The sequence below is a fragment of the Aquimarina addita genome, assembly GCF_039539305.1.
GTDB classification, from domain to species: domain Bacteria; phylum Bacteroidota; class Bacteroidia; order Flavobacteriales; family Flavobacteriaceae; genus Aquimarina; species Aquimarina addita.
This window is the reverse complement of sequence record NZ_BAABCW010000020.1, coordinates 57,654-78,434: the sequence shown is the minus strand read 5'-3', so window position 1 is coordinate 78,434 and position 20,781 is coordinate 57,654. Positions and strand designations below refer to the sequence as shown.

Below are 20,781 nucleotides of genomic sequence, written 5' to 3'. Positions count from 1 at the left end.
CAATGCCTATTCGGAATTGGGGAATAATTTTAAATCAATTTTTAACTATATTTGATGAAAGGGTTCAACTTTAAATAAAAGTCAAACCCTCTTTATTTTAAACTTACACACTTAATGGGATAGTGTCCTTATAATCCAAATTACTTAAACAAAACGCTTTACTTTAGGATGGAGTAATTAATAAACTCCTGTTTGTAATTAGCTTCATAGTGGTATGTGTAAAAAAACAAGTAATACTACTTACCAGTTGCAAAAATATTATTGATTTTTCGTGCCTAAAAAATATAACATTTCCCCCTATTGTCATCAAATAATTTATTTCTCTTTCTTACGTCCTGACTTAAATCGGATCATATCTTTTAGTAACTCTTTATCTTTGGGATTAAAAACCTTTAGTTCTGATACTATAGAAGGATTAGTAGCAAGTTGTTTTGCGATTAGTTCATAGCCTATTTCGCGGATTCTGGTTGCGTTTTTAGTATCTCTCCTGTATTCGTATTGAATTACTTGTAAGAAAGATGTTATGTTTGTATCAGTAACCTCATCTTTATATATAGCCTCTATCTCATTTTTTAAAAGTTTTTCATCACCAATATTAGAAAAGTAGTTGTTAAGACAGTTAAAGGCATCTTTATTTTTTCTCCAACCTTCTAATAAACTGTTTTGCGCTGCTACTGGATCTTGTATTTTATGACGCAGGACAATGGATGATTTTAGAAATTGATCCTTTAGTTGGTATTCTTCTACTACTTTCTGAAAAAAAACGGTTGCCTTTTTTCTATTATTTATATCCAAATATAAGTCTCCTACTTTTTCGTTTTCTCCAAGTTCTTCATAAATATCAATAGCATTTTCTATCATGTGTGCTTTCTCATAACACTCTGCTGCTTTTCTTTTATTATTCGCCTGAATATAATATATAGATGCGGCTTCCTGAAAGTAATCACCCGCCTCCAAAGTTTCGGCCGCCAGCATATAATTCTTAAGCAATCTCATATAAATAAAAGAAGCTTTATGATACGCTCCTTTTTTTATTAAATCCCTGGCCGTACTATGATATTGACTCTGTAATGTATTAAAATCATTGCCAAGATCAATCCCTCCTGAACCAGATGTAGATCCTCTGGTAGTTCCTGATAATGAAAAGTCAAACCATCGCTTTGATAAATTAAATGCTCCTGTAGTTCCTCCTCTACCGGTTCCTTGATCATCTAATGGTATGGCATACTTTAACCCTTCTTCCGGATTATTTTTTAGCATATCTAATAGTTTATCTATCTGCTTACGGTTACGTTGTTCCAGATCTTCAAAATTCTCTTGTAGCTTATTGGTCCAGTTATTTTCTTTTGTAGAAAAACCGGAAGTAACTCTCTGGATAAATTTAGTAATCCCGGTTTTTTCAATACGAGTTTCGGTATTGTCCTTTGTATTAACATCTTCTTTTGTATTAAAAAGTAATTTATAAAAAGATAATTTTCCTTTTTCGAGCATGCTTAACGGCTTGTCTTCTAATTTCTCTTCTTTTGGAAAAACCTTCTCTTCTAAATTTTTTAGTACTTCTTCTGGTGGTATGGGTGCAACCTGAAAACTTTTAATCTGATGGGGAATAAAAACCGGAGTTTTAGGTTGGGTAATAAAAGAAGAAACTTCTTCTGGAAAGGTTAGCATATCTGTTATCGATAATGTCTCCTTTAGCTCCACGAGTCCAAAATCAGGATGTATGATGTGCGGAAACTCACCAAAAATCTTATCCAATTCTACTTTTTTTATTGCAGGGTAGTATATTGATTTTTCGGGTATTAAAAGATGCTTACACACTCGCTGACATGCATGATGTTTGCCCGCTAAAGACGTATTTAATTCGGTATGAAAAATAAGTAAACATCCCCAGACACTATTAGGTTGCATCCCGGGAATCGGATAAATATCGAATGTATGTAAAGGTACTCCCAATGCTTGTATTTCTTGCATCCAATATTGTATTGATGGATGCTTAATGAGCAATCCACCTAATGGGTAACTATTTTTATGAAAGGGTTTTATTTTAAATTTCATGAGCTATAATATGTTGTACAAATCCGTCTATATAAGTGCTAAAAAATGATGTTGTACTTATTCTTTCTATTTCATTAGGCGATGTACTGCTCGCAATTAAGGTTACTTTTGCTCCAATATTTTCTAACGCTGTTTTTGCTTCTTGTGCTTTTTGTTTTGTATATAAATTTCTTAGTTCGCTGGGAGTGGTATCAACTAATTCTTTTGCATCTGCAAGTCCTATAATATCATAGTGTTTTACCATCTTTATGACCTCTAGTTTATTTGTTCCAGGATGATCCAGTATAATTCTGTATTGTGATGTTTTGTAATAATAATTATTTCCTGCAAACTTATTTTTTGTAGCAGCACCAAGTGAGGCATTGAGTAATGAAGGAATATAAATATCAGGAATGTCACTACTGCTACTTCTTAGAATAATCATACCAGATCGTTTAATTTCGATCTCACTATGATCATTAAATACATACCGCCCTACATCTTGTTGTTTTGCAGTTATTTTGTGTTGCAATGAGTACGTTGTATCAATCTTGATATGATTTCCCTGGTTTAGATACAATTGATGTACGTTAAACACTAATTTATCGTCTTGATTAATAAATAGCGTTTTTACATTTTTAAAAATACTATTCGCATAGGAATGTGTCTTTGCTACTGCGGCTAATTCTTTACTACGATCTTTATAAACCTGTTGGAGATTTACTGCGCTACTTTTAATAACACCTTCTGTATCAATACTCCACGAACCCTTATTATTGGTATGATGAAATTTCTGACCTCTAAATATAAAATTGTTCCAGGTTGTCGATTTCCATTCTTTAAATACAGTGGTACTTTTATGCCCTGTATTAATATTAAGAATTGTGATTTTGCGATGTTGGGGATCAAAAATGAGTAGAACATACGAACCGTCTTCTAATAGCCCTATTTCAAATTCACCTGCAATAATCGGTAAATTTTCATACATAACTTCCCATCCTTTCTCATATACCTTAGCTGATTTATCAAAGAACCGCAGCAACAAACGTTCTCCCGTGACTATAAAAATCTCTCCATTTTGAGCCTGTAGAAACTTTTTTATTTTTTGAGAATTTCTAAATAAAATTGGGTACGCTGTGATAGACAATTCTTTTTTATGAATCGGGAGTCGCTTTTTCTTCTTTTTCCAGAGCTGTTGGAGTGGTAGTTGTAAGTGCTGGATGTGCTTCTTGCTATTTTTCTGTTTTCTATACAGATCTATCCCCCCATCACCATCTGTATGAATCCAATACTTGATAACAGACTGGTACTCATTTGCTACCTTGAACATCGCACTCTGCTTTAATGTAGAAGTTTCTGTGATTACAAATATTTCCCGATTTTTATACTTCGGATTTTTTTCAAAAAATTCAGCAAGCCCATTGGCAGCATTTAAGCTTCCATCTAATAATTGCAAAGCTTCTATAATAGCATCAATGGTGTTTATCTGAATTGGATAGTAGGTGGCTCCTATAGCAAATACCTCACAATCAATCACAGCCTTGGGATGCTTGGCAATTGCTAACATAATTGCAAAAGCAACTGTTTTTGGAGTTCCCCAATTCTTTAAAGAAATATCTATCAAAATGATTCTGGGTTGATCCGTATCCGTGGGTGGAGCTTCGCGCTGCATATACAATGCTTCGAGATTGGCCAATCTGGATAAAAATATAAGATCATCATTAGCATATTCTGATATCAACAATTGATCAAATTCTCCCTTATTAGTTAAATCAGAAACACCTCCCAGCGATTGCTGACTAGGTTGCGCATTATGAATTGGGATATGTAACCCTCCCCATATTCTTTTGATTAATGATCCTACCTGAAACGTATGGTCATCTTCAATCAATTGTGAAACCAGATCAGAATCTTCTTTTCCTGCGTGTTGCCCTTTTTCTAATAGTATAGATTCCTCAAGCTCCGGCAAAGCGACTATTTTATCAATAATCTGTTGTGCACTAGTATACTTGCGATACAACAAACTAATCACCTGTAAGTCTTTACTGAAGTTAGATTGGTTAAATACCGCTTTTTCAGAAAGCTTATAACTATTATATCTTTTTAATTTATAATCCATAAGGATTTGTTGCGACTTCTTATGAGAGATACTATTATGGCATTCTTCAAATATCGCTTGTAATACTTGCACTCTTTTTTCTCCTGTTTTATACGTCTCTGGAAGCGCTGTCAATACACTCAAAAATGCATATGCATCGCTAAAATGTCTTTTTGTATCTCCTATTTCAGCAATCTTTTTGATATCTGTTTTTCCCGTAGCATTTGTAGCAATAATTGCCATTATTAAGGCCCCAAAAGGAGGTATTCCCTGTAGCGAAAGCTTATCCAGTGTCTGAACAATAAGCTCCTTATAAGCAATAGTATTACCATCCGGAATGGCTAACACCGTGGTTTGGTCTTCCCATTGCCAGAAATAATCTTCATAAGATTGAAAATAGTCGTAAAACATAGCTCTTTATAGTTCAGAAAATCTGTTTAATGTCATTCTAAATGATCCTCTGGTAAGTGGTTGTAACACTTCTTTTAGGACTGAAAACCAGGTGTTATTAGTATTCCATATCACATATGTATCTTTTGTAACATTCATTTTCTGGTGTAACATTTCTGTAAAAATTGACAAATCAAAATCATAACCTGCAGGAATCAGAAAATCATAGTGTCTCCAATAGGCAGTTCCTGTGATAGGGAGAACAGGTGTCCCAATTATCAATACATCATTATTATTCAATAACACCCACATTAATTTTTTTAATCGTATGGCTGGAGCAGTTTCTATATACTGTTGTAAACTATCTACAGCACATATTACAGCCGCTGTTTCTCTTTCGTTTTCTGAAGGTATCAATTGCATGTTAATTGCCTCCTTACTCCCAAAATAATTATGATTATATGCAGGAAGTTCTATGGGTAATGCTCTGTCTATAGGCGTCCATAATACTGATGGTATATGTTGATCAGGCAACTGGCTATGTAAAAGATATAGTTTACCATCCTTTTCATAGAATAAGCTTTTATAAGGTATCCCTTTTATTTCAATGGAGTTTATCTGAACCTCATCAAACCCTCTCACCCAAATATCTCCTTGATCAAAAGCAACGGTCAGTGTATCCCAATGCCTGATCTTTCCCAGATCATTTTTATATACTTTTTTGATGTATAAATAATATACCGGATTCATTAAATGGTCTTAAGTATCAGTTGCCATAAAGATTCTATGGCTTGCTGGATATGTTGTTTATGTTCTTTATTTTTAATCCAATTACTACGATTCTGCACATATCGCAATTTATCTTTGATTACATTCTGTTCTTCAAATGACAAATCTGTTGCTTGCCATCTGTCAGTGAGATGGGTTACCTCTTTTATAAGCTCCTCTGCATTAGGCACTTTATTAAATAATGCCTGAGGGTGCGCTTGGGGCGAATCATCTTTTTCGATAATAGTATCAATAATCCCTGCTAATATTTCGATCTGCTCTTCTGTATCCCATATATATTTTAATACCCATAGATCTGATACATTGGCTGCGGTACGATTACACATTAAAGCACTTGCAGCCATCAGGTTTTGAACTTTTACTGCTCTTCTATCAGATATATTAACTCCCGTATTTCTAAGGTTATGAATAAGATCTACATATTGCTTTCTTATTGGTAAAAGATCCACTTTTTTGCTCTCGTGTTGTAATTGCAAAATCTCATCTGGCGTAATCGATGGTTTCTCACTGGCAGTAGTGGTCTCTAGCTTCCATCCAGCAATCAGCACTTCTTCCAGCACATCTGTATCAACATAATCACAACGTACACGGATCAGAAAACGGTCTAACAATGCATTTAATGCTTCGTCTTCTGGTAATACATTACTGGCTCCTACAAACATCAGGGCGGGTAGTTTTTTTGTTTCGCGCCCTCTTCTGAATATTTTTTCATTCAACGCCATCAGCAAACTATTAAGAATAGCACTATTGGCATTAAAAATTTCATCAAAAAATACCATTGCTGCCTCTGGCATCATTCCTTCTGTATTTGTAACTAATTCTCCTTCTTTTAGTTTTCGGATATCAAAAGGTCCAAAAATTTCATTAGGCTCTGTAAAACGAGTCAATAAATACTCAAAGTTTTTTCCTCCTTTAATACTATCTGACAGGGATCGGATAATAGCACTTTTAGCAGTTCCCGGCGGTCCTAAAAGAAACGCATTTTCTCGTGCCACTAAGCTGATACCTAATAAATCAATAATCTCATCCTTACCTATAAAAGATGCTTTTACGGAGTCTAAAACCGAATTTAACTTTTTAACTGTGTTCATCACTAACTGTTATTTTCTTAAAATCACTCCATAACTCATCCGATAGACCGCCTAACTGGGCTGCTATCAATGGATAAAACAGAGTATGTTTTGCCAACTGTATGTTCTTATACTGAATAATTCGCTCTGTATACATTTGAAGCAAACAACGATCTCTTTGTATCGTATTAAAATTCAGTAAACTTATATCCGGAGAATGGTCAACACCAGAATAATGCCACACTACCATAATATCATCTAATAAAGGAATGATGGCATCCTCTGTATCAAAAGCTTTTAATTGTTTGATCATTTCTGGTAAAAATCGCAAACAAAGATCAGCTGATAGTATGGCTGCCGGTGTTATATCTTGCTTAAAATCCGGTAATAGGGATGCTAATACTGCTTCTTTATGTTCCCGGTATAGTATTAATTGGGCAACGACATAGATTGTTTTTGCAGCCCAAATCGCTGCCTCTCTGTCAAATGGAGGAGCATCACCAGAGTATTCTAAAGTCTCCTGAGTATATTCCTGATTCAGAAAATCAATAACCTGCTCGGCAGAAGCATCATCAATTTTAAGAATATTAGCATGTAAGGTCACAGTTTCCCGTTGCCTCACATCCTGAATCATTTGCAAAAAGTAGTTTTTTTTCATCTAGATTATCATCCTCTCTATTAACTAGTGTCTCTTACTTACAAAATGTTACCTTTTTTTAAAAAAAATATAAGTGTCCGATCCCTTCTACTTCTATAATTTTTTAGTCGAAATTATGACATCATCAATCCACACCTCACGTGGACCTCCACCCGTTTGATAATCTACCCAACCCAGGAATACATTTTCTATCAAAGGAAATTTCCATTGATTTGCAATTTCATCAGATACACAACCTGCTCCTTCTTTTTTTACTGTAATAGCTTCTATCAATGTACCATCTAACCATAATTTCATATGATCTTGAGTCCCATCAAAAAACCACTGAACTCTAAACCATTTCTTTTCCGGAATTTTTTCCTCACTATGCTGCCAACAATCACTTTTTACTCCTTTAGTATCATAATTGGCCATTAATTTCTTGTTGTGCTGTCCTCCATATCGTATTTCTGATGAGAAATTTTGGTTAGGCACTTTTCCTGAGCTTTGAATCATTGTCCAGTGTATACCATCAGGAGAGGCTTCCTGAACGTACATATACATACTCCCATAGTATGAATTCTTTGGTAAAGGAAAAATATGATCAATACCAATCAATGCACCTTGCTCATATCCTTCTCCCGTGGTAAAATGAACAGATTGATTTCCACTATATGATTTTGTTGTATCAATCACAACAATACCACGACCTATTTTAGTCCATGGAAAACCGGGGGACTCCCCTATATGCTGATCTTCAAAATCAGTCGTAAAAAGAATATTCGTATCGGTACATGAAGCAAAAACCACACACGTTATTATCACCCATATACCTCTTGCCATCATCTATAACTTTACTGCTACCCTATTTCTGTAATTCTTTTTACATATTTACCAATCACATCAAATTCTAAATTCACCACAGTACCTTGACTAAAAGTATGAAAATTAGTATGCTCATATGTATAAGGAATAATAGCTACACTAAAATCGTTTTTTTGTGAATTCACAACCGTAAGACTTACGCCATTCACAGTGACAGAACCTTTTTCTATTGTTATGTTGTGTAACGCCGGATCATATTCAAATGTAAAATACCAACTCCCATCCGCCTCTCTTATCGAGGTACATATAGCTGTTTGATCTACATGACCCTGCACAATATGACCATCCAGTCGGTCTCCAAGCTTCATTCCTCGTTCTAGATTAACGATACTTCCTATAGTAAGATTTGTAAGATTTGTTTTATCCAATGTTTCTTTTATAGCCGTAACTGTATATGTATCCTCGTGGATAGAGACGACAGTAAGGCAAACTCCGTTATGAGCTACACTTTGATCAATCTTAAGTTCTGAAGTAAAATTAGTACGTACCGTTATATCAAGATTTGTCTTGTCTGAGACGAGATTAACAACAGTTCCTAATTCTTCGATGATTCCTGTAAACATAAATGCAAATTATTTAGCTAAATTTGTGATCTTACAATTTCTAGTTTCCTGGTATATATAGTGGAGGCCAGATTTCAAAAATAGGCATAAAGTAGATTATAATGAAGAAAGAAGAAAAAATAAGAGTTGGAATATCCATTGGTGATCTTAATGGCATAGGCAGTGAAGTGATTCTAAAAACATTTGAGGACCCAAGAATGCTTGATTTTTGTACACCTGTCATTTTTGGATCTATAAAAATCCTTTCTTTTTTAAAAAAACAGTATCATATCAATCCTAAATTACACGGTATAGATAAAACTTCTGAAATTCTGGATGGTAGAATAAATGTACTCAATGTATGGAGAGAAAATGTCAATATCAATTTTGGACAAGAAGATCACTCGATAGGGGCATATGCAATCAAATCATTGAAAGCTGCCACTGAATCTCTTAAAAAGAATGAAGTAGATGTATTGGTGACCGCACCCATTAATAAAAGTAGTATCCAGTCAGAAGATTTTAAATTTCCCGGGCATACCGACTATCTCGATCAGGAGCTGGAAGGAAACAGCTTGATGTTTATGATTACTGATACGCTCAAGGTGGGACTGCTCACCGATCATGTAGCCATTAAAGATATAGCCAACACCATTACACCAGCGTTGATTGAGCAAAAAATAAAAACGATTTACATGGCCTTACAACAAGATTTTGGTATTAGTAAACCAAAAATAGCCTTATTAGGGATCAATCCTCATAGTGGAGACAATGGTGTCATTGGCAAAGAAGATGAAGAAGTGTTAAAGCCAACAATTCTTAAGATTCAGGAATCAGGTAAACTAGTATATGGGCCTTATGCGGCCGATAGCTTTTTTGGGTCAGATGGTTATAAAACATTTGATGCGATTATAGCCTCTTATCACGATCAGGGACTTATCCCGTTTAAAACATTGTCTTTTGGGAAAGGAGTAAATTATACCGCAGGACTCACTAAAATACGTACATCTCCGGATCATGGTACTGCTTTTGAGATTGCAGGAAAAAACAAGGCAGATGAAGGATCTTTTAAAGAAGCCGTATTTTCTGCAATAGAAATCTTCAAAAACCGAAAAGAATATCAAGAACTTACTAAAAATGTATTAAAGAGACAACCTCGTAAACCACCACAATATAAAAACAGAAATAACAAATAGCTATTACATTGATCCTAATGCAGTAGTGATCTCTAAATCACGTATGTCAAAAAAATCAATAATGACTAACTTTCTGATATAATTTTAATTACAAAAACGCTTTCATACTATTTTTTTGTTATCTTTGCACCCGCCTTTACCAAATTGGTAAAGAATCGAAACTGATGATGAGATGAAACCACTAAAAGAGTTTACTATTCCTTTTGTTGGGCTGAAGCAAGGATTACACCAGTTTAATTATCAAATTGGAAACGCGTTCTTTGAACATTTTGAGTATGATGATTTTAATGCATCCGCAATAATAGTTGACTTAGAGTTTACTAAGAAAACAACGATGTTCGAGCTTCATTTTAAAGCTAAGGGCACTGTTAATGTGAATTGTGACGTCACTAATGAACCATTTGATCTGGAAATAAGTAATAACTTTTTTCTGGTTATCAAATTTGGAGAAGTATATAATGATGAGAACGAAGAAATCCTGATTATTCCGTATGGAGAATATGAGATCAACGTTCAGCAATATATTTATGAGCTTATTGTTTTAGGAGTTCCCTCTAAACGGGTTCATCCGGGAGTAGAAGATGGAACATTACAATCAGATATACTACAAAAATTAGAAGAATTAAGTCTAAAAGAAGAAACATTAGAAAATGATAGCGAGGAAACAGATCCCCGCTGGGACAAATTAAAAAACTTATTAAACGATAAATAACACCTACAAATGGCACATCCTAAGAGAAAAATCTCGAAAACGAGAAGAGATAAAAGAAGAACTCACTATAAAGCTACTGTACCACAAATTGCTACAGATCCTACAACTGGAGAAGCACACCTATACCATAGAGCACATTGGTTTGAAGGTAAATTATATTACCGTGGTCAGGTGATCATAGACAACACTGAAGAGGAAGCGGCATAATCCTTTTTCTTCTGTTAAAATTTTATACAAACTCTCACAAAAGTGAGAGTTTTGTTGTTTTTAGTTGAATATGTGTCAAAATCAAGTTATTTTGCGCCATATTTGCATGTAATTTAGTATTTTCGACGACTTTTTAGCCGTTTTTGTTCTGTTGTTCGTGAAATGGAGCCACCCAATTTATTGATATTAATCCCTGTTTACTAAGGAAAACAGAAGATTCAGATGAAACTAAAATCAAGATATGAGTAAAATCACAGCCGCTATTACAGCTGTAGGCGCTTATGTGCCGGACTATGTGTTAACTAATGATATATTAGCAACAAAAGTTGACACTAACGATGAATGGATTACCACTCGTACAGGTATCAAAGAACGTAGAATATTAAAAGACCCTGATAAGGGAACCTCCTTCTTAGGGATTAAAGCTGCTGAAGATTTAATTGCTAAGAGAAATATCGATCCAAAAGAAATCGATATGGTCATTTTTGCTACGGCAACTCCCGACCTTTTAGTGGCTTCTACTGCTGCCTATGCTGCTTCTCAAATTGGTGCAACTAATTCTTTCTCTTACGATTTACAAGCCGCTTGTTCCAGCTTTTTATATGGTATGTCCACAGCAGCCAGTTATATAGAAGCGGGAAGGTATAAAAAAGTGCTATTAATTGGAGCCGATAAAATGTCTTCTATTATAGATTATACGGATCGTACGACGTGCATCATATTTGGTGATGGTGGTGGTGCAGTGCTCTTTGAACCTAATGAAGAAGGATTAGGATTACAAGATGAATATTTGCGCTCTGATGGTATCGGAAGAGAATTTCTGAAAATAGAAGCAGGTGGATCTTTACTACCACCTTCTGAAGAAACTGTTGCTAATAAACAACACTTTGTTCAACAAGATGGAAAAACTGTATTTAAATATGCTGTTTCTAATATGGCCGATGCCAGTTCTAAAATCATGGAACGCAACAACCTTGTTGGAGAAGATATAGATTGGCTTGTAGCACACCAGGCTAATAAACGCATTATTGATGCTACCGCCAATAGAATGGAACTCGATCATAAGAAAGTCCTTATGAATATCCAACGATATGGTAATACAACCTCAGCCACATTACCATTATTACTAAGTGATTACGAAAAGCAACTCAAAAAAGGGGATAACCTGGTTTTTGCTTCCTTTGGTGGAGGATTTACCTGGGGTTCTATTTTTTTAAAATGGGCCTACAATTCCTAAACAATTAAACACACAATACCCAACATTATGGATTTAAAAGAAATTCAGAATTTAATCAAATTCGTGGCTAAATCTGGGGCTAGCGAAGTTAAATTGGAAATGGATGATATAAAAATCACCATTAAAACCGGATCAGAAGATACTAAAGAAACAGCTTTTGTTCAACAAATACCTGTGAATAGTGCGGTTCCTGCCCAACCAGTACCAGTGGTTACACCTGTAGAGTCTCAGACTCCAGTAACTCCAGCTGCTACTGATGCTGCAGAAGACAATTCTAAATATATCACTATAAAGTCTCCAATCATAGGAACACTATATAGGAAGCCTTCTCCAGATAAACCCAATTTTCTAGAAGTTGGAGATAGTATAAAAGAAGGAGATGTCCTTTGTATTATCGAAGCAATGAAACTTTTTAATGAAATAGAAAGTGAAGTTTCTGGTAAAGTAGTTAAAATTTTAGTGGATGACGCCTCTCCTGTAGAGTTTGATCAGCCTCTATTTTTAGTAGACCCATCATAACCCAATTTTAAAATTCCAATTAACAAAACGAAATACTATAATAGTATTTGGAGCTTGGAATTTGAGATTTTTAAATTAGTAACGTTATGTTTAAAAAAATTCTAATTGCAAATAGAGGTGAGATTGCATTGCGTGTAATCAGAACCTGCAAAGAAATGGGTATAAAATCGGTAGCGGTGTATTCTACTGCAGATGCAGAAAGTTTACACGTACGTTTTGCTGATGAAGCTGTTTGTATCGGTCCCGCACCTAGTAATGAATCATATCTTAAAATGTCTAATGTTATTGCGGCAGCAGAAATTACCAATGCTGATGCAATACATCCTGGATATGGATTCTTATCAGAAAATTCTAAATTTTCCAAAATCTGTGAAGAACATAAGATAAAATTTATCGGTGCTAGTGCAGAAATGATTGAAAAAATGGGAGATAAAGCTTCTGCAAGAGCTACAATGCAAGCTGCAGGAGTACCTACCATCCCGGGAAGTGATGGAATCCTTGATACATTTGAGGAAACTGAAAAACTTGCAAAAAAGATGGGATACCCCGTGATGCTTAAAGCAACTGCGGGAGGCGGAGGAAAAGGAATGCGTGCCGTTTGGGCCAAAAAGGACCTGAGAAAAGCCTGGGATGACGCCAGACAAGAAGCCGCAGCCTCTTTTGGTAACGATGCTATGTATATGGAAAAACTTATAGAAGAGCCACGTCATATAGAAATTCAAGTCGTTGGAGATAGTAATGGCAGAGCCTGTCACTTATCAGAAAGAGATTGTTCTGTACAGCGCAGACATCAAAAATTAACAGAAGAAACTCCTTCTCCTTTCATGACAGATGAATTGAGAAATGATATGGGAGCTGCTGCTATAAAAGCCGCAGAATATATAAAATATGAAGGAGCAGGAACTGTAGAATTCTTAGTAGATAAACATCGTAACTTCTACTTTATGGAGATGAATACCCGTATACAGGTAGAGCATCCTATTACAGAACAAGTCGTTGATTACGATCTAATACGAGAACAAATCTTAGTCGCTGCAGGAATCCCTATTTCAGGAAAAAACTATTTCCCGCAATTACATTCTATTGAGTGTAGAATCAATGCAGAAGATCCTTATAAAGATTTTCGCCCTTCTCCGGGTAAAATAACAAACCTTCATATTCCTGGTGGACATGGAGTTAGAATTGACACACACGTATATAGCGGATACATTATCCCTCCTTTCTACGATTCTATGATTGCTAAATTAATTACCACTGCACAAACCCGTGAAGAGGCTATTAATAAGATGAAAAGAGCCTTAGATGAATTTGTAGTAGAAGGAATAAAAACTACCGTACCCTTTCATAGACAATTGATGGATCATCCAGATTATATTGCTGGAAATTATACCACCAAATTTATGGAAGATTTTGAAATGGAAGAACCAACAGAATAATAAAAAAGCCTCAATAGTGAGGCTTTTTTTTGAGCTTATCCGAACTTAATAGCACGCTCTTATCAACCATAATTCAACACCATATATCATCTCTTATACCTCCTAAAGCAAGAAAAAAATGACTTTAAGTTATTGGGAATACAAAACCTGGTTAGCAAACATAGATTTTACAATCATCGGTAGTGGTATTGTAGGACTCAATTGTGCATTGAGATTAAGGCATAAATTCCCGAAAGCTAAAATTATAATCTTAGAAAGAGGTATGTTTCCAAATGGTGCCAGTACTAAAAACGCAGGTTTTGCTTGTTTTGGTAGTTTATCAGAAATCCTTGATGATCTCCAGACACATACTCAGGAAGAAGTACTTCATTTGATCAAAAAGCGATATGAAGGTCTTCAATTATTACGAAAAAACCTGGGAGATAAAGCTATCGATTATCAACTACATGGCGGTTATGAACTTTTTACTAAAACTGATACTGCGTTATATACTTCCTGCTTGTCGAACATAGAAGAATTGAACAGCTTGTTAAAACCTATTTTTAAAAAACCTGTCTTTTTAAGAAAAGAGAATATTTTTAACTTTACCAATATTCTACCTTATACGATCCTTAATCAATTAGAAGGGCAAATTGATACTGGTAATATGATGGATGCTTTATTACAAAAAGTGCAAGCTTCTAACATTAAAATAATAAATAACTGTACTGTAGAATCCTATCAAAATGAAAATACAGGGGTTACCGTAAAAACAGATCAATTTACGCTTACTACAAATAAATTATTAATCGCTACTAACGGTTTTGCCTCACAACTGGGCATTGCCGATACAGAACCTGCACGAGCACAAGTACTAATCACAAAACCAATTAAGGGTTTAAAGATTAAAGGTACTTTTCATCTGGATAGAGGTTATTATTATTTTAGAAATATTCATGATCGGATCTTACTAGGAGGTGGCAGGAACTTAGATTTTAAAACAGAAAAAACAACAGAGTTTGGCGAAACAATGCGGGTGCAACAAAAACTTAAACACATGTTAGTAGATATTATTTTGCCTGCTATTGATTTTGAAATTGAGCACCGCTGGAGTGGAATTATGGGGATTGACCATCAGAAGAAATCTATTGTTAAGCAAATTTCTGACCATGTGTTTTGTGGAGTACGTCTGGGTGGAATGGGTGTGGCAATAGGAAGTCTGATTGGTACAGAATTAGCAGATCTTTTATAAAAAAATAGTTGTGAAAAAACTAATTCGTTTGATCCTAAAGATGATAGTAGCATTTGTGCTACTAAGTGTTTTCTGGGTACTTATATACAAATGGGTTCCTGTACCAGGCACTCCATTGATGGTTATTCGTAATTTTCAGTCCAAAAACAGTTTTGTAGCCCATCAATGGGTACCTATAGAAAACATAGCAAAACCCCTTCAGTTAGCTATCATCTGTAGCGAGGATCAAAAATTCACCAAACACCATGGTTTTGATACAGAAGCTATAGAAAAAGTAATCCATTCGCATTCCTCTGGAAAAACACTCCGTGGGGCAAGCACCATTTCACAACAAACTGCAAAAAATGTATTTTTATGGCCACAACGTAGTTGGATTCGCAAAGGTTTTGAAACGTATTTTACTTTTTTGATAGAAACATTTTGGACAAAAGAACGGATTCTGGAAGTATATCTAAACAGTATTGAGATGGGAAATGGAATTTATGGTGCAGAAGCAGCTGCTCACTTTTGGTTTAATAAACCTGCGATGAACCTCACAGCTTATGAAGCAGCAGCCATCGCTGCTATTTTACCCAATCCCCTAAAATATAGCGCCCATCCTCCATCCGATTATATCCAAAAAAGAAAGATCTGGATTATCAAACAAATGCGTAATTATGGTACTTTAGCCTTAGACCAGAAATAGTACTATGCAGCTTGATCAAATTAAAGAAGAATTATTACGGCAGTGTCAGAGTCATGCAAATCAGAGACTGGACAGAATTATACATATGATTGCTAATATTGAAGAATCTCTTAGTTCAGAAACCAAAAGTTCTGCAGGTGACAAACATGAGACCGGTCGTGCCGTGATACAATTAGAACGAGAAAAAGCGGGAGCACAGTTAGCAGAGGTTCAGAAAGTACTAGAGATCATTGCTAAAATTAACATCACTGCGGTATCTACAATAGTTAGATTAGGGAGCCTGGTAACTACCTCTCAAAGCAGCTATTTTTTAAGTGCCTCTGTTGGAAAATTAATTGTTGATGAGAAACCTTATTTTGCTATTGCTGCTAATACACCTATTGGTAAATTAATACTAGGAAAAAAAATCGGTGACCATTTCAGTTTTAATGGAAACCGTATTACTATTAAAAAAATAGATTAAACCATATGGATATAATAGACTTTTTAATAGGCGCATTTCTTGCCAATGCAATGCCACATTTCATTTTTGGCATCACAAAAACTAAATTTTTAGGTATGTTTGGATACAGTCCTAAAGGTAATATCATCTATGCTCTTGTTCAATTCATTATTTGTGTTGTATTAATTACATTAAAATATGAATTTGCTACGATTCTTACCAATGGTTTATTTATCGGAGGATTTATGGTATTATTCCTTTATTTTATTTTTGGAAAATTCTTATTAGATCAATTTAATAAATGAATTTAGTAAATTGCCACTTCACTAAATCATTCTCTATGGGAAAACGTTACTTGTTACTTTTAATCGGAGTATTATTATTTTCTTGCAAACCATATCAAAGTACAACCGCTAGAAGAGGTCAAATGACCTATGAGACATTTAGAAATGAGCAAAAATCCTTTCCTACTAAAGATGGAATTATAAAATATATAGATAAAGGTACTGGTCCTGTGATTGTCCTCCTGCATGGCGTACCTACTTCTGGATGGTTATACAGAAAAATGATAAATCCATTAGTAGCAGGAGGGTATAGAGTAATTATTCCTGATATGTTGGGGTATGGCTCCAGTGATGCTCCAGAGGGATATAAAATTTATAGTGAAAAGGAACATGCAACTCGGTTACTGGCACTTATGGATGGTCTGGGTATAGAATACTGGTCGCACGTAATGCACGATGTAGGAGGTATATGGACGTGGGAGCTTATGAATCAGGCACCAAAACGAATCGAAGAACTTATTGTACTGAATACGATTATATATGAAGAAGGATTTCACCCACCGATCCGATTTAGTCCGGGAGCCGCTGCCAAAACTGCAATGTGGTCATATCGTAACGGAATCACTACCAATGTATTACTCAGAACACTATTTAAAGAAGGCTTACAAGAAAATACCTTAAATGAAATTGATGTAGAAGGGTATAAAACACCATTATTAGAAGGTAAAACAGACGGAATGTATTATTTCTTTACTCGAACCTGTAATTACTTTCCTGACTATTCTTTAGTTTTTGAAAATATCGATATTCCTGTTGCAGTAATTTGGGGTATTCACGATACGATGCTACAATGGACACCACAGCAAAGTAAAGTGATAAATGCACTAAAAGTTGATCAAGAAGACATTCATTTAATTGATGAAAAACATTTTATTCAGGAAACCAAATCAGAAGAAGTTTCCTATAAAATTCTGGATTTTTTAAACTAATGCATTTTTATAGTAGGCAGGTATAACGTAAATTCTACCTATTAATTAAGACATAGATTCTGAACCCAATTTTTTAGTGACACTCTAAAAACGGTCGTATTAATCAATTCCTGTAATTGATCTAATTCATCTATGCTTACCGCTAAGTCTATTTTCTCTGATGGAGTTCTAAGCAATAATGACCTGCAATGTTGATGATCTGCACACTGATTGCAATTGTATGAAGCCTTAGCATTAGTACACCCTTTAGAAAATTCTTTTAATTCGTGGAGTGTCAATAAAAATCCAATATCTCTAAACACCATTTGAACTCTTCGGGTTTCCATATGCTCTTCTTTTTTCCAAAAAAAAGAAATCCCTACCTCATTACTGTATATTTTATTAATAGCATCCATAATACATTTCATTTACACCAAAAATAATAAATTATTTATACTTAGTCTAAATAAGAATAGATAATTTTAATTGAAATGTAATAATGTCAACGTCATTGCGGGCGCAGTAAAGCATAGCCAAGTAATCTGTTCAATATTTTCAATTTGGGATCAATAGACTATTGCATTCTACCTCTTCGTAATGACAACACTAACATCATTGCAAGCATAGTAAAAACGCAGCGAAGCAATCTGTATATTATTAATCAATGTTGAATACCCATTCATCTGATAAATCCTTCCAATTAGCATTACCCTTATTAATTAAGTCAATTTTTCGTTTTCGATTCCCCTCTTTTAGTTGTTTTTCACGAGCTATTGCTTTGGTAATAGAATCAAATTCTTCAAAATAAACCAGTTTTTCGCAATTATATCTAGCGGTGAACCCTTTGAAAAATTTTATTTTATGTTGATATACCCTCTTTCATAAATCACTTGTAACACCAATATAGATAACGGTATTTAGGAGGTAGTTATTTATTCAAATTTCTACTATAAAACAAAAGATTACTTTATCATACTTCTTTGTCCTAACGAGTATTCTCATTCACTACAATTATTTAATGTCCTTCAACATCAACTGTAATGACACGGCACCATTCCAATGATTTTCATCTATAGTGTATGCTATTTTAAAATGTTGTCCATCGGTAACCGAAGTATATTTTGACCCCAGATTAAAACCAATAGCATTCATTTCTAACCCATTTTTTCTCACCTTACATTTTAAATGTTTTTCATCTGCTCCCACACACCTGGCATATCCGGTATCGTTTACATTTTCTGTCATAAAAACAGGAGTCATATTTCCAGGACCAAAGGGACCAAATTGTTTGAGAATCCGAAAGAACTTAGGCGTAATTTGATCCAATTCTAAGGGAGTATCAATTTGTATTTCCGGAGTTAATAATTTTTTATCTATTGTATTTGATACAACTTCCTCAAATTTTTGTTTAAAAGCTTTGTATTGATGTATTCCCAGTGTCAATCCTGCTGCATATTTATGTCCTCCGAATTGCTCAATATGTTCTGAACAGGCATCTAAGGCATTGTAGACATCAAAACCCTTTACCGATCTTGCAGATGCGGCAAGTTTTTCACCACTTTTTGTAAAAACCAAGGTTGGACGATAATAGGTCTCAATAAGTCTGGAAGCTACGATTCCAATCACACCCTTATGCCAATCTTCTTCATACACTACGGTCGTATTCCCTTTCTCTTCTTTATTGCTAAGTATTTGTGTCAAAGCCTCTGCAGTAATACTTTTATCTGCATCTTTTCGATCACTATTATACGTTTCAATTTCTGAAGCAAATTGCAATGCACTTTCATAACGTTCTTCGGTCAATAAATTCACTGCGTGTAATCCGTGTTTCATTCTTCCTGCTGCATTAATCCTGGGTGCAATAATAAATACAACATCTGTAATGGTAAGGGCTTCTTTTTTTACCTGAGAAAGCATGGCTCTAAAACCAATTCTTGGATTTTTATTAATTACCTGTAATCCATAATATGCTAATATTCTGTTTTCTCCTGTAATTGGCACAATATCAGCACCAATAGCAGTAACTACCAGATCGAGATATACTAATAAGTCTTGTATCGTTTGTCCCATACCCATACCTATCGCCTGAATTAACTTAAACCCTACTCCACATCCACATAATTCTTTATATGGATATTTGCAATCTTCACGTTTAGGGTCCAAAACTGCAGCAGCATCCGGAATTTGATCTCCGGGTCTGTGGTGATCACAGATAATAAAATCAATTCCTTTTGATTTAGCATAAGCAACTTTTTCAATCGCTTTTATTCCACAATCCAATGCAATAATCAAGGTAATATCATTATCTGACGCATAGTCAATTCCTTGATACGAAACACCATATCCCTCTCCATATCGATCAGGAATATAGGTTGTTACCTGAGAGGATATTGTTGCCAGATAGGAAGACATCAAGGCTACAGAGGTAGTACCATCCACATCATAATCTCCATATACCATTATATTTTCATGATTTGCCATGGCTTTTTCTATTCTGGCAACTGCAAGATCCATATCTTTCATTAAAAAAGGATCGTGTAAATCACGTAAGGAGGGTCTAAAAAATTGTTTAGCTTCTTCATAGGTCTCAATACCTCGCTGAACTAATAAAGAAGCAATTACTACATCAACATTCAATGCCTCTGATAGTTTATCTATTACACTTCTTTTAGGTTTTGGTTTCAGCGTCCATCTCATGGGTACAATACTTCTGGATATATTAAAAATCCAAAGTACAAAAAACATACACACCAGATTCTATTTGTTTTTAGTTTTGTACTTTACCATACAATAAAACAAACTCAGAAAACACATATTTATGCCATTAGTAACACCTTTGTCTGCCGATCATGATCAGGAAACTAAAGAATTAGCTGAATTCTTTAACGAAACTCTAGGCTTTTGTCCTAATTCAGTCTTAACCATGCAGCGACGCCCTGCTATTTCTAAAGCATTTATTAATCTTAATAAAGCCGTAATGGCTAATGAAGGACGTGTAACCTCAGCCTTAAAGCGAATGATTGCCTGGGTAAGTAGTAATGCTACTGGTTGTAGATATTGCCAGGCACATGCCATTAGAGCTGCAGAGCGTTATGGTGCAGAACAAGAGCAATTAGATAATATCTGGGAGTATCAGACACATCCTGCATTCAATGATGCAGAACGTGCAGCTTTGAATTTTTCTTTAGCAGCATCTATAGTACCTAATTCGGTGGATGATGCTATACAAAAAGAACTCAAAAAATATTGGGATGAAGGTGAAATTGTAGAAATGCTGGGAGTAATTTCCCTTTTTGGATTTCTAAACAGATGGAACGATTCTATGGGAACCTCTATTGAAGAAGGTGCCACGGAATCAGGAGAAAAATATCTGGGCAAGCATGGTTGGGAGAAAGGAAAACATCTGTAATGAGTACGAA

General features: G+C 34.9%; 21 protein-coding genes and 1 pseudogene. 12 read left to right on the top strand and 10 right to left on the bottom strand.

Going from position 1 to position 20,781, the window contains the following annotated elements; all coding sequences use genetic code 11:
• Positions 1 to 315: 315 nt before the first annotated feature.
• The 7 genes from ABD816_RS18495 to ABD816_RS18465 all read right to left on the bottom strand — a co-directional run bounded on the left by ABD816_RS18495 (position 316) and on the right by ABD816_RS18465 (position 8,466).
• Positions 316 to 2,055: a hypothetical protein gene (locus tag ABD816_RS18495; protein ID WP_344929916.1), complete on the bottom strand. Its 1,740-nt coding sequence runs from the start codon at positions 2,053 to 2,055 to the stop codon at positions 316 to 318.
• Positions 2,045 to 4,543, bottom strand: coding sequence for a ribosomal protein L7/L12 (locus ABD816_RS18490; RefSeq protein ID WP_344929914.1), 2,499 nt, complete (start codon positions 4,541 to 4,543; stop codon positions 2,045 to 2,047). Before ABD816_RS18490 ends, ABD816_RS18495 begins: the two co-directional genes overlap by 11 nt.
• Before the next feature lie 6 nt (positions 4,544 to 4,549).
• A complete protein-coding gene (locus tag ABD816_RS18485) occupies positions 4,550 to 5,272 on the bottom strand; it encodes a hypothetical protein (RefSeq protein WP_344929912.1) in 723 nt (240 codons plus the stop codon).
• Positions 5,272 to 6,402 (bottom strand): AAA family ATPase, encoded by a 1,131-nt coding sequence (locus ABD816_RS18480; RefSeq protein ID WP_344929910.1) that lies wholly within the window; start codon positions 6,400 to 6,402, stop codon positions 5,272 to 5,274. Before ABD816_RS18480 ends, ABD816_RS18485 begins: the two co-directional genes overlap by 1 nt.
• Positions 6,389 to 7,039 carry a hypothetical protein gene (locus tag ABD816_RS18475; RefSeq protein WP_344929907.1) on the bottom strand — a complete coding sequence of 217 codons (651 nt, stop codon included), beginning with the start codon at positions 7,037 to 7,039 and terminating at the stop codon, positions 6,389 to 6,391. The genes ABD816_RS18480 and ABD816_RS18475 overlap by 14 nt, the downstream gene beginning before the upstream one ends.
• A 93-nt stretch (positions 7,040 to 7,132) precedes the next feature.
• On the bottom strand, positions 7,133 to 7,861 hold the full coding sequence (locus ABD816_RS18470; RefSeq protein ID WP_344929905.1) for a hypothetical protein: 729 nt from the start codon (positions 7,859 to 7,861) through the stop codon (positions 7,133 to 7,135).
• A gap of 17 nt (positions 7,862 to 7,878) precedes the next feature.
• Positions 7,879 to 8,466 (bottom strand): riboflavin synthase, encoded by a 588-nt coding sequence (locus ABD816_RS18465; RefSeq protein WP_344929903.1) that lies wholly within the window; start codon positions 8,464 to 8,466, stop codon positions 7,879 to 7,881.
• A gap of 101 nt (positions 8,467 to 8,567) precedes the next feature.
• On the opposite strand from ABD816_RS18465, the gene pdxA reads away from it, so the two are divergent.
• From pdxA to ABD816_RS18410, 11 genes are all read left to right on the top strand, one after another.
• Complete coding sequence (gene pdxA, locus ABD816_RS18460) at positions 8,568 to 9,641, top strand: 4-hydroxythreonine-4-phosphate dehydrogenase PdxA (RefSeq protein ID WP_344929902.1); 1,074 nt, start codon at positions 8,568 to 8,570, stop codon at positions 9,639 to 9,641.
• Between the two features lie 172 nt (positions 9,642 to 9,813).
• Positions 9,814 to 10,353 carry a YceD family protein gene (locus ABD816_RS18455; protein ID WP_344929900.1) on the top strand — a complete coding sequence of 180 codons (540 nt, stop codon included), beginning with the start codon at positions 9,814 to 9,816 and terminating at the stop codon, positions 10,351 to 10,353.
• A gap of 9 nt (positions 10,354 to 10,362) precedes the next feature.
• A complete protein-coding gene (gene rpmF, locus ABD816_RS18450; RefSeq protein ID WP_344929898.1) occupies positions 10,363 to 10,560 on the top strand; it encodes a 50S ribosomal protein L32 in 198 nt (65 codons plus the stop codon).
• A 241-nt stretch (positions 10,561 to 10,801) separates the two neighbouring features.
• Positions 10,802 to 11,797, top strand: a complete 996-nt coding sequence (locus tag ABD816_RS18445) for a beta-ketoacyl-ACP synthase III (RefSeq protein WP_344929897.1) — start codon at positions 10,802 to 10,804, stop codon at positions 11,795 to 11,797.
• Positions 11,798 to 11,824: 27 nt separating this feature from the next.
• A complete protein-coding gene (accB, locus tag ABD816_RS18440; protein WP_344929896.1) occupies positions 11,825 to 12,316 on the top strand; it encodes an acetyl-CoA carboxylase biotin carboxyl carrier protein in 492 nt (163 codons plus the stop codon).
• An 86-nt stretch (positions 12,317 to 12,402) separates the two neighbouring features.
• A complete protein-coding gene (gene accC, locus ABD816_RS18435) occupies positions 12,403 to 13,752 on the top strand; it encodes an acetyl-CoA carboxylase biotin carboxylase subunit (RefSeq protein ID WP_344929895.1) in 1,350 nt (449 codons plus the stop codon).
• 118 nt (positions 13,753 to 13,870) lie between these two features.
• Entirely contained in the window at positions 13,871 to 14,983 is a 1,113-nt protein-coding gene (locus ABD816_RS18430; RefSeq protein ID WP_344929894.1) for an NAD(P)/FAD-dependent oxidoreductase, read from the top strand.
• Between the two features lie 10 nt (positions 14,984 to 14,993).
• Positions 14,994 to 15,668, top strand: a complete 675-nt coding sequence (gene mtgA, locus ABD816_RS18425) for a monofunctional biosynthetic peptidoglycan transglycosylase (RefSeq protein ID WP_344929892.1) — start codon at positions 14,994 to 14,996, stop codon at positions 15,666 to 15,668.
• Positions 15,669 to 15,672: 4 nt separating this feature from the next.
• Complete coding sequence (locus ABD816_RS18420) at positions 15,673 to 16,131, top strand: 3-oxoacyl-ACP synthase (RefSeq protein ID WP_344929891.1); 459 nt, start codon at positions 15,673 to 15,675, stop codon at positions 16,129 to 16,131.
• Positions 16,132 to 16,136: 5 nt separating this feature from the next.
• Positions 16,137 to 16,415 carry a hypothetical protein gene (locus ABD816_RS18415; protein ID WP_344929889.1) on the top strand — a complete coding sequence of 93 codons (279 nt, stop codon included), beginning with the start codon at positions 16,137 to 16,139 and terminating at the stop codon, positions 16,413 to 16,415.
• 35 nt (positions 16,416 to 16,450) lie between these two features.
• Positions 16,451 to 17,383 (top strand): alpha/beta fold hydrolase, encoded by a 933-nt coding sequence (locus ABD816_RS18410; RefSeq protein WP_344929888.1) that lies wholly within the window; start codon positions 16,451 to 16,453, stop codon positions 17,381 to 17,383.
• A 41-nt stretch (positions 17,384 to 17,424) separates the two neighbouring features.
• Here the strand turns inward: ABD816_RS18410 and ABD816_RS18405 are convergent, their stop codons facing one another.
• The 3 genes and pseudogenes from ABD816_RS18405 to recJ all read right to left on the bottom strand — a co-directional run bounded on the left by ABD816_RS18405 (position 17,425) and on the right by recJ (position 20,059).
• A complete protein-coding gene (locus ABD816_RS18405; RefSeq protein WP_344929885.1) occupies positions 17,425 to 17,778 on the bottom strand; it encodes a DUF6686 family protein in 354 nt (117 codons plus the stop codon).
• Positions 17,779 to 18,019: 241 nt separating this feature from the next.
• Positions 18,020 to 18,229, bottom strand: a pseudogene (locus tag ABD816_RS18400) (GIY-YIG nuclease family protein); the annotation flags it as partial.
• Positions 18,230 to 18,373: 144 nt separating this feature from the next.
• Positions 18,374 to 20,059 carry a single-stranded-DNA-specific exonuclease RecJ gene (recJ, locus tag ABD816_RS18395; RefSeq protein ID WP_344929921.1) on the bottom strand — a complete coding sequence of 562 codons (1,686 nt, stop codon included), beginning with the start codon at positions 20,057 to 20,059 and terminating at the stop codon, positions 18,374 to 18,376.
• Between the two features lie 121 nt (positions 20,060 to 20,180).
• Here recJ and ABD816_RS18390 point away from each other — a divergent pair, with 121 nt between their 5' ends.
• The gene (locus tag ABD816_RS18390; RefSeq protein ID WP_344929884.1) at positions 20,181 to 20,771 is read left to right on the top strand and encodes a carboxymuconolactone decarboxylase family protein; all 591 of its coding nucleotides are present in this window, start codon (positions 20,181 to 20,183) and stop codon (positions 20,769 to 20,771) included.
• Positions 20,772 to 20,781 lie beyond the last annotated feature (10 nt).

What these genes read in the sequence shown, in the direction of transcription:
- ABD816_RS18495 (WP_344929916.1), bottom strand. Translation starts at nt 2,055, where the DNA reads ATGAAATTTAAAATAAAACCCTTTCATAAAAATAGTTACCCATTAGGT.
- ABD816_RS18490 (WP_344929914.1), bottom strand. Translation starts at nt 4,543, where the DNA reads ATGTTTTACGACTATTTTCAATCTTATGAAGATTATTTCTGGCAATGG.
- ABD816_RS18485 (WP_344929912.1), bottom strand. Translation starts at nt 5,272, where the DNA reads ATGAATCCGGTATATTATTTATACATCAAAAAAGTATATAAAAATGAT.
- ABD816_RS18480 (WP_344929910.1), bottom strand. Translation starts at nt 6,402, where the DNA reads ATGAACACAGTTAAAAAGTTAAATTCGGTTTTAGACTCCGTAAAAGCA.
- ABD816_RS18475 (WP_344929907.1), bottom strand. Translation starts at nt 7,039, where the DNA reads ATGAAAAAAAACTACTTTTTGCAAATGATTCAGGATGTGAGGCAACGG.
- ABD816_RS18470 (WP_344929905.1), bottom strand. Translation starts at nt 7,861, where the DNA reads ATGGCAAGAGGTATATGGGTGATAATAACGTGTGTGGTTTTTGCTTCA.
- ABD816_RS18465 (WP_344929903.1), bottom strand. Translation starts at nt 8,466, where the DNA reads ATGTTTACAGGAATCATCGAAGAATTAGGAACTGTTGTTAATCTCGTC.
- pdxA (WP_344929902.1), top strand. Translation starts at nt 8,568, where the DNA reads ATGAAGAAAGAAGAAAAAATAAGAGTTGGAATATCCATTGGTGATCTT.
- ABD816_RS18455 (WP_344929900.1), top strand. Translation starts at nt 9,814, where the DNA reads ATGAAACCACTAAAAGAGTTTACTATTCCTTTTGTTGGGCTGAAGCAA.
- rpmF (WP_344929898.1), top strand. Translation starts at nt 10,363, where the DNA reads ATGGCACATCCTAAGAGAAAAATCTCGAAAACGAGAAGAGATAAAAGA.
- ABD816_RS18445 (WP_344929897.1), top strand. Translation starts at nt 10,802, where the DNA reads ATGAGTAAAATCACAGCCGCTATTACAGCTGTAGGCGCTTATGTGCCG.
- accB (WP_344929896.1), top strand. Translation starts at nt 11,825, where the DNA reads ATGGATTTAAAAGAAATTCAGAATTTAATCAAATTCGTGGCTAAATCT.
- accC (WP_344929895.1), top strand. Translation starts at nt 12,403, where the DNA reads ATGTTTAAAAAAATTCTAATTGCAAATAGAGGTGAGATTGCATTGCGT.
- ABD816_RS18430 (WP_344929894.1), top strand. Translation starts at nt 13,871, where the DNA reads ATGACTTTAAGTTATTGGGAATACAAAACCTGGTTAGCAAACATAGAT.
- ABD816_RS18420 (WP_344929891.1), top strand. Translation starts at nt 15,673, where the DNA reads ATGCAGCTTGATCAAATTAAAGAAGAATTATTACGGCAGTGTCAGAGT.
- ABD816_RS18415 (WP_344929889.1), top strand. Translation starts at nt 16,137, where the DNA reads ATGGATATAATAGACTTTTTAATAGGCGCATTTCTTGCCAATGCAATG.
- ABD816_RS18410 (WP_344929888.1), top strand. Translation starts at nt 16,451, where the DNA reads ATGGGAAAACGTTACTTGTTACTTTTAATCGGAGTATTATTATTTTCT.
- ABD816_RS18405 (WP_344929885.1), bottom strand. Translation starts at nt 17,778, where the DNA reads ATGGATGCTATTAATAAAATATACAGTAATGAGGTAGGGATTTCTTTT.
- recJ (WP_344929921.1), bottom strand. Translation starts at nt 20,059, where the DNA reads ATGAGATGGACGCTGAAACCAAAACCTAAAAGAAGTGTAATAGATAAA.
- ABD816_RS18390 (WP_344929884.1), top strand. Translation starts at nt 20,181, where the DNA reads ATGCCATTAGTAACACCTTTGTCTGCCGATCATGATCAGGAAACTAAA.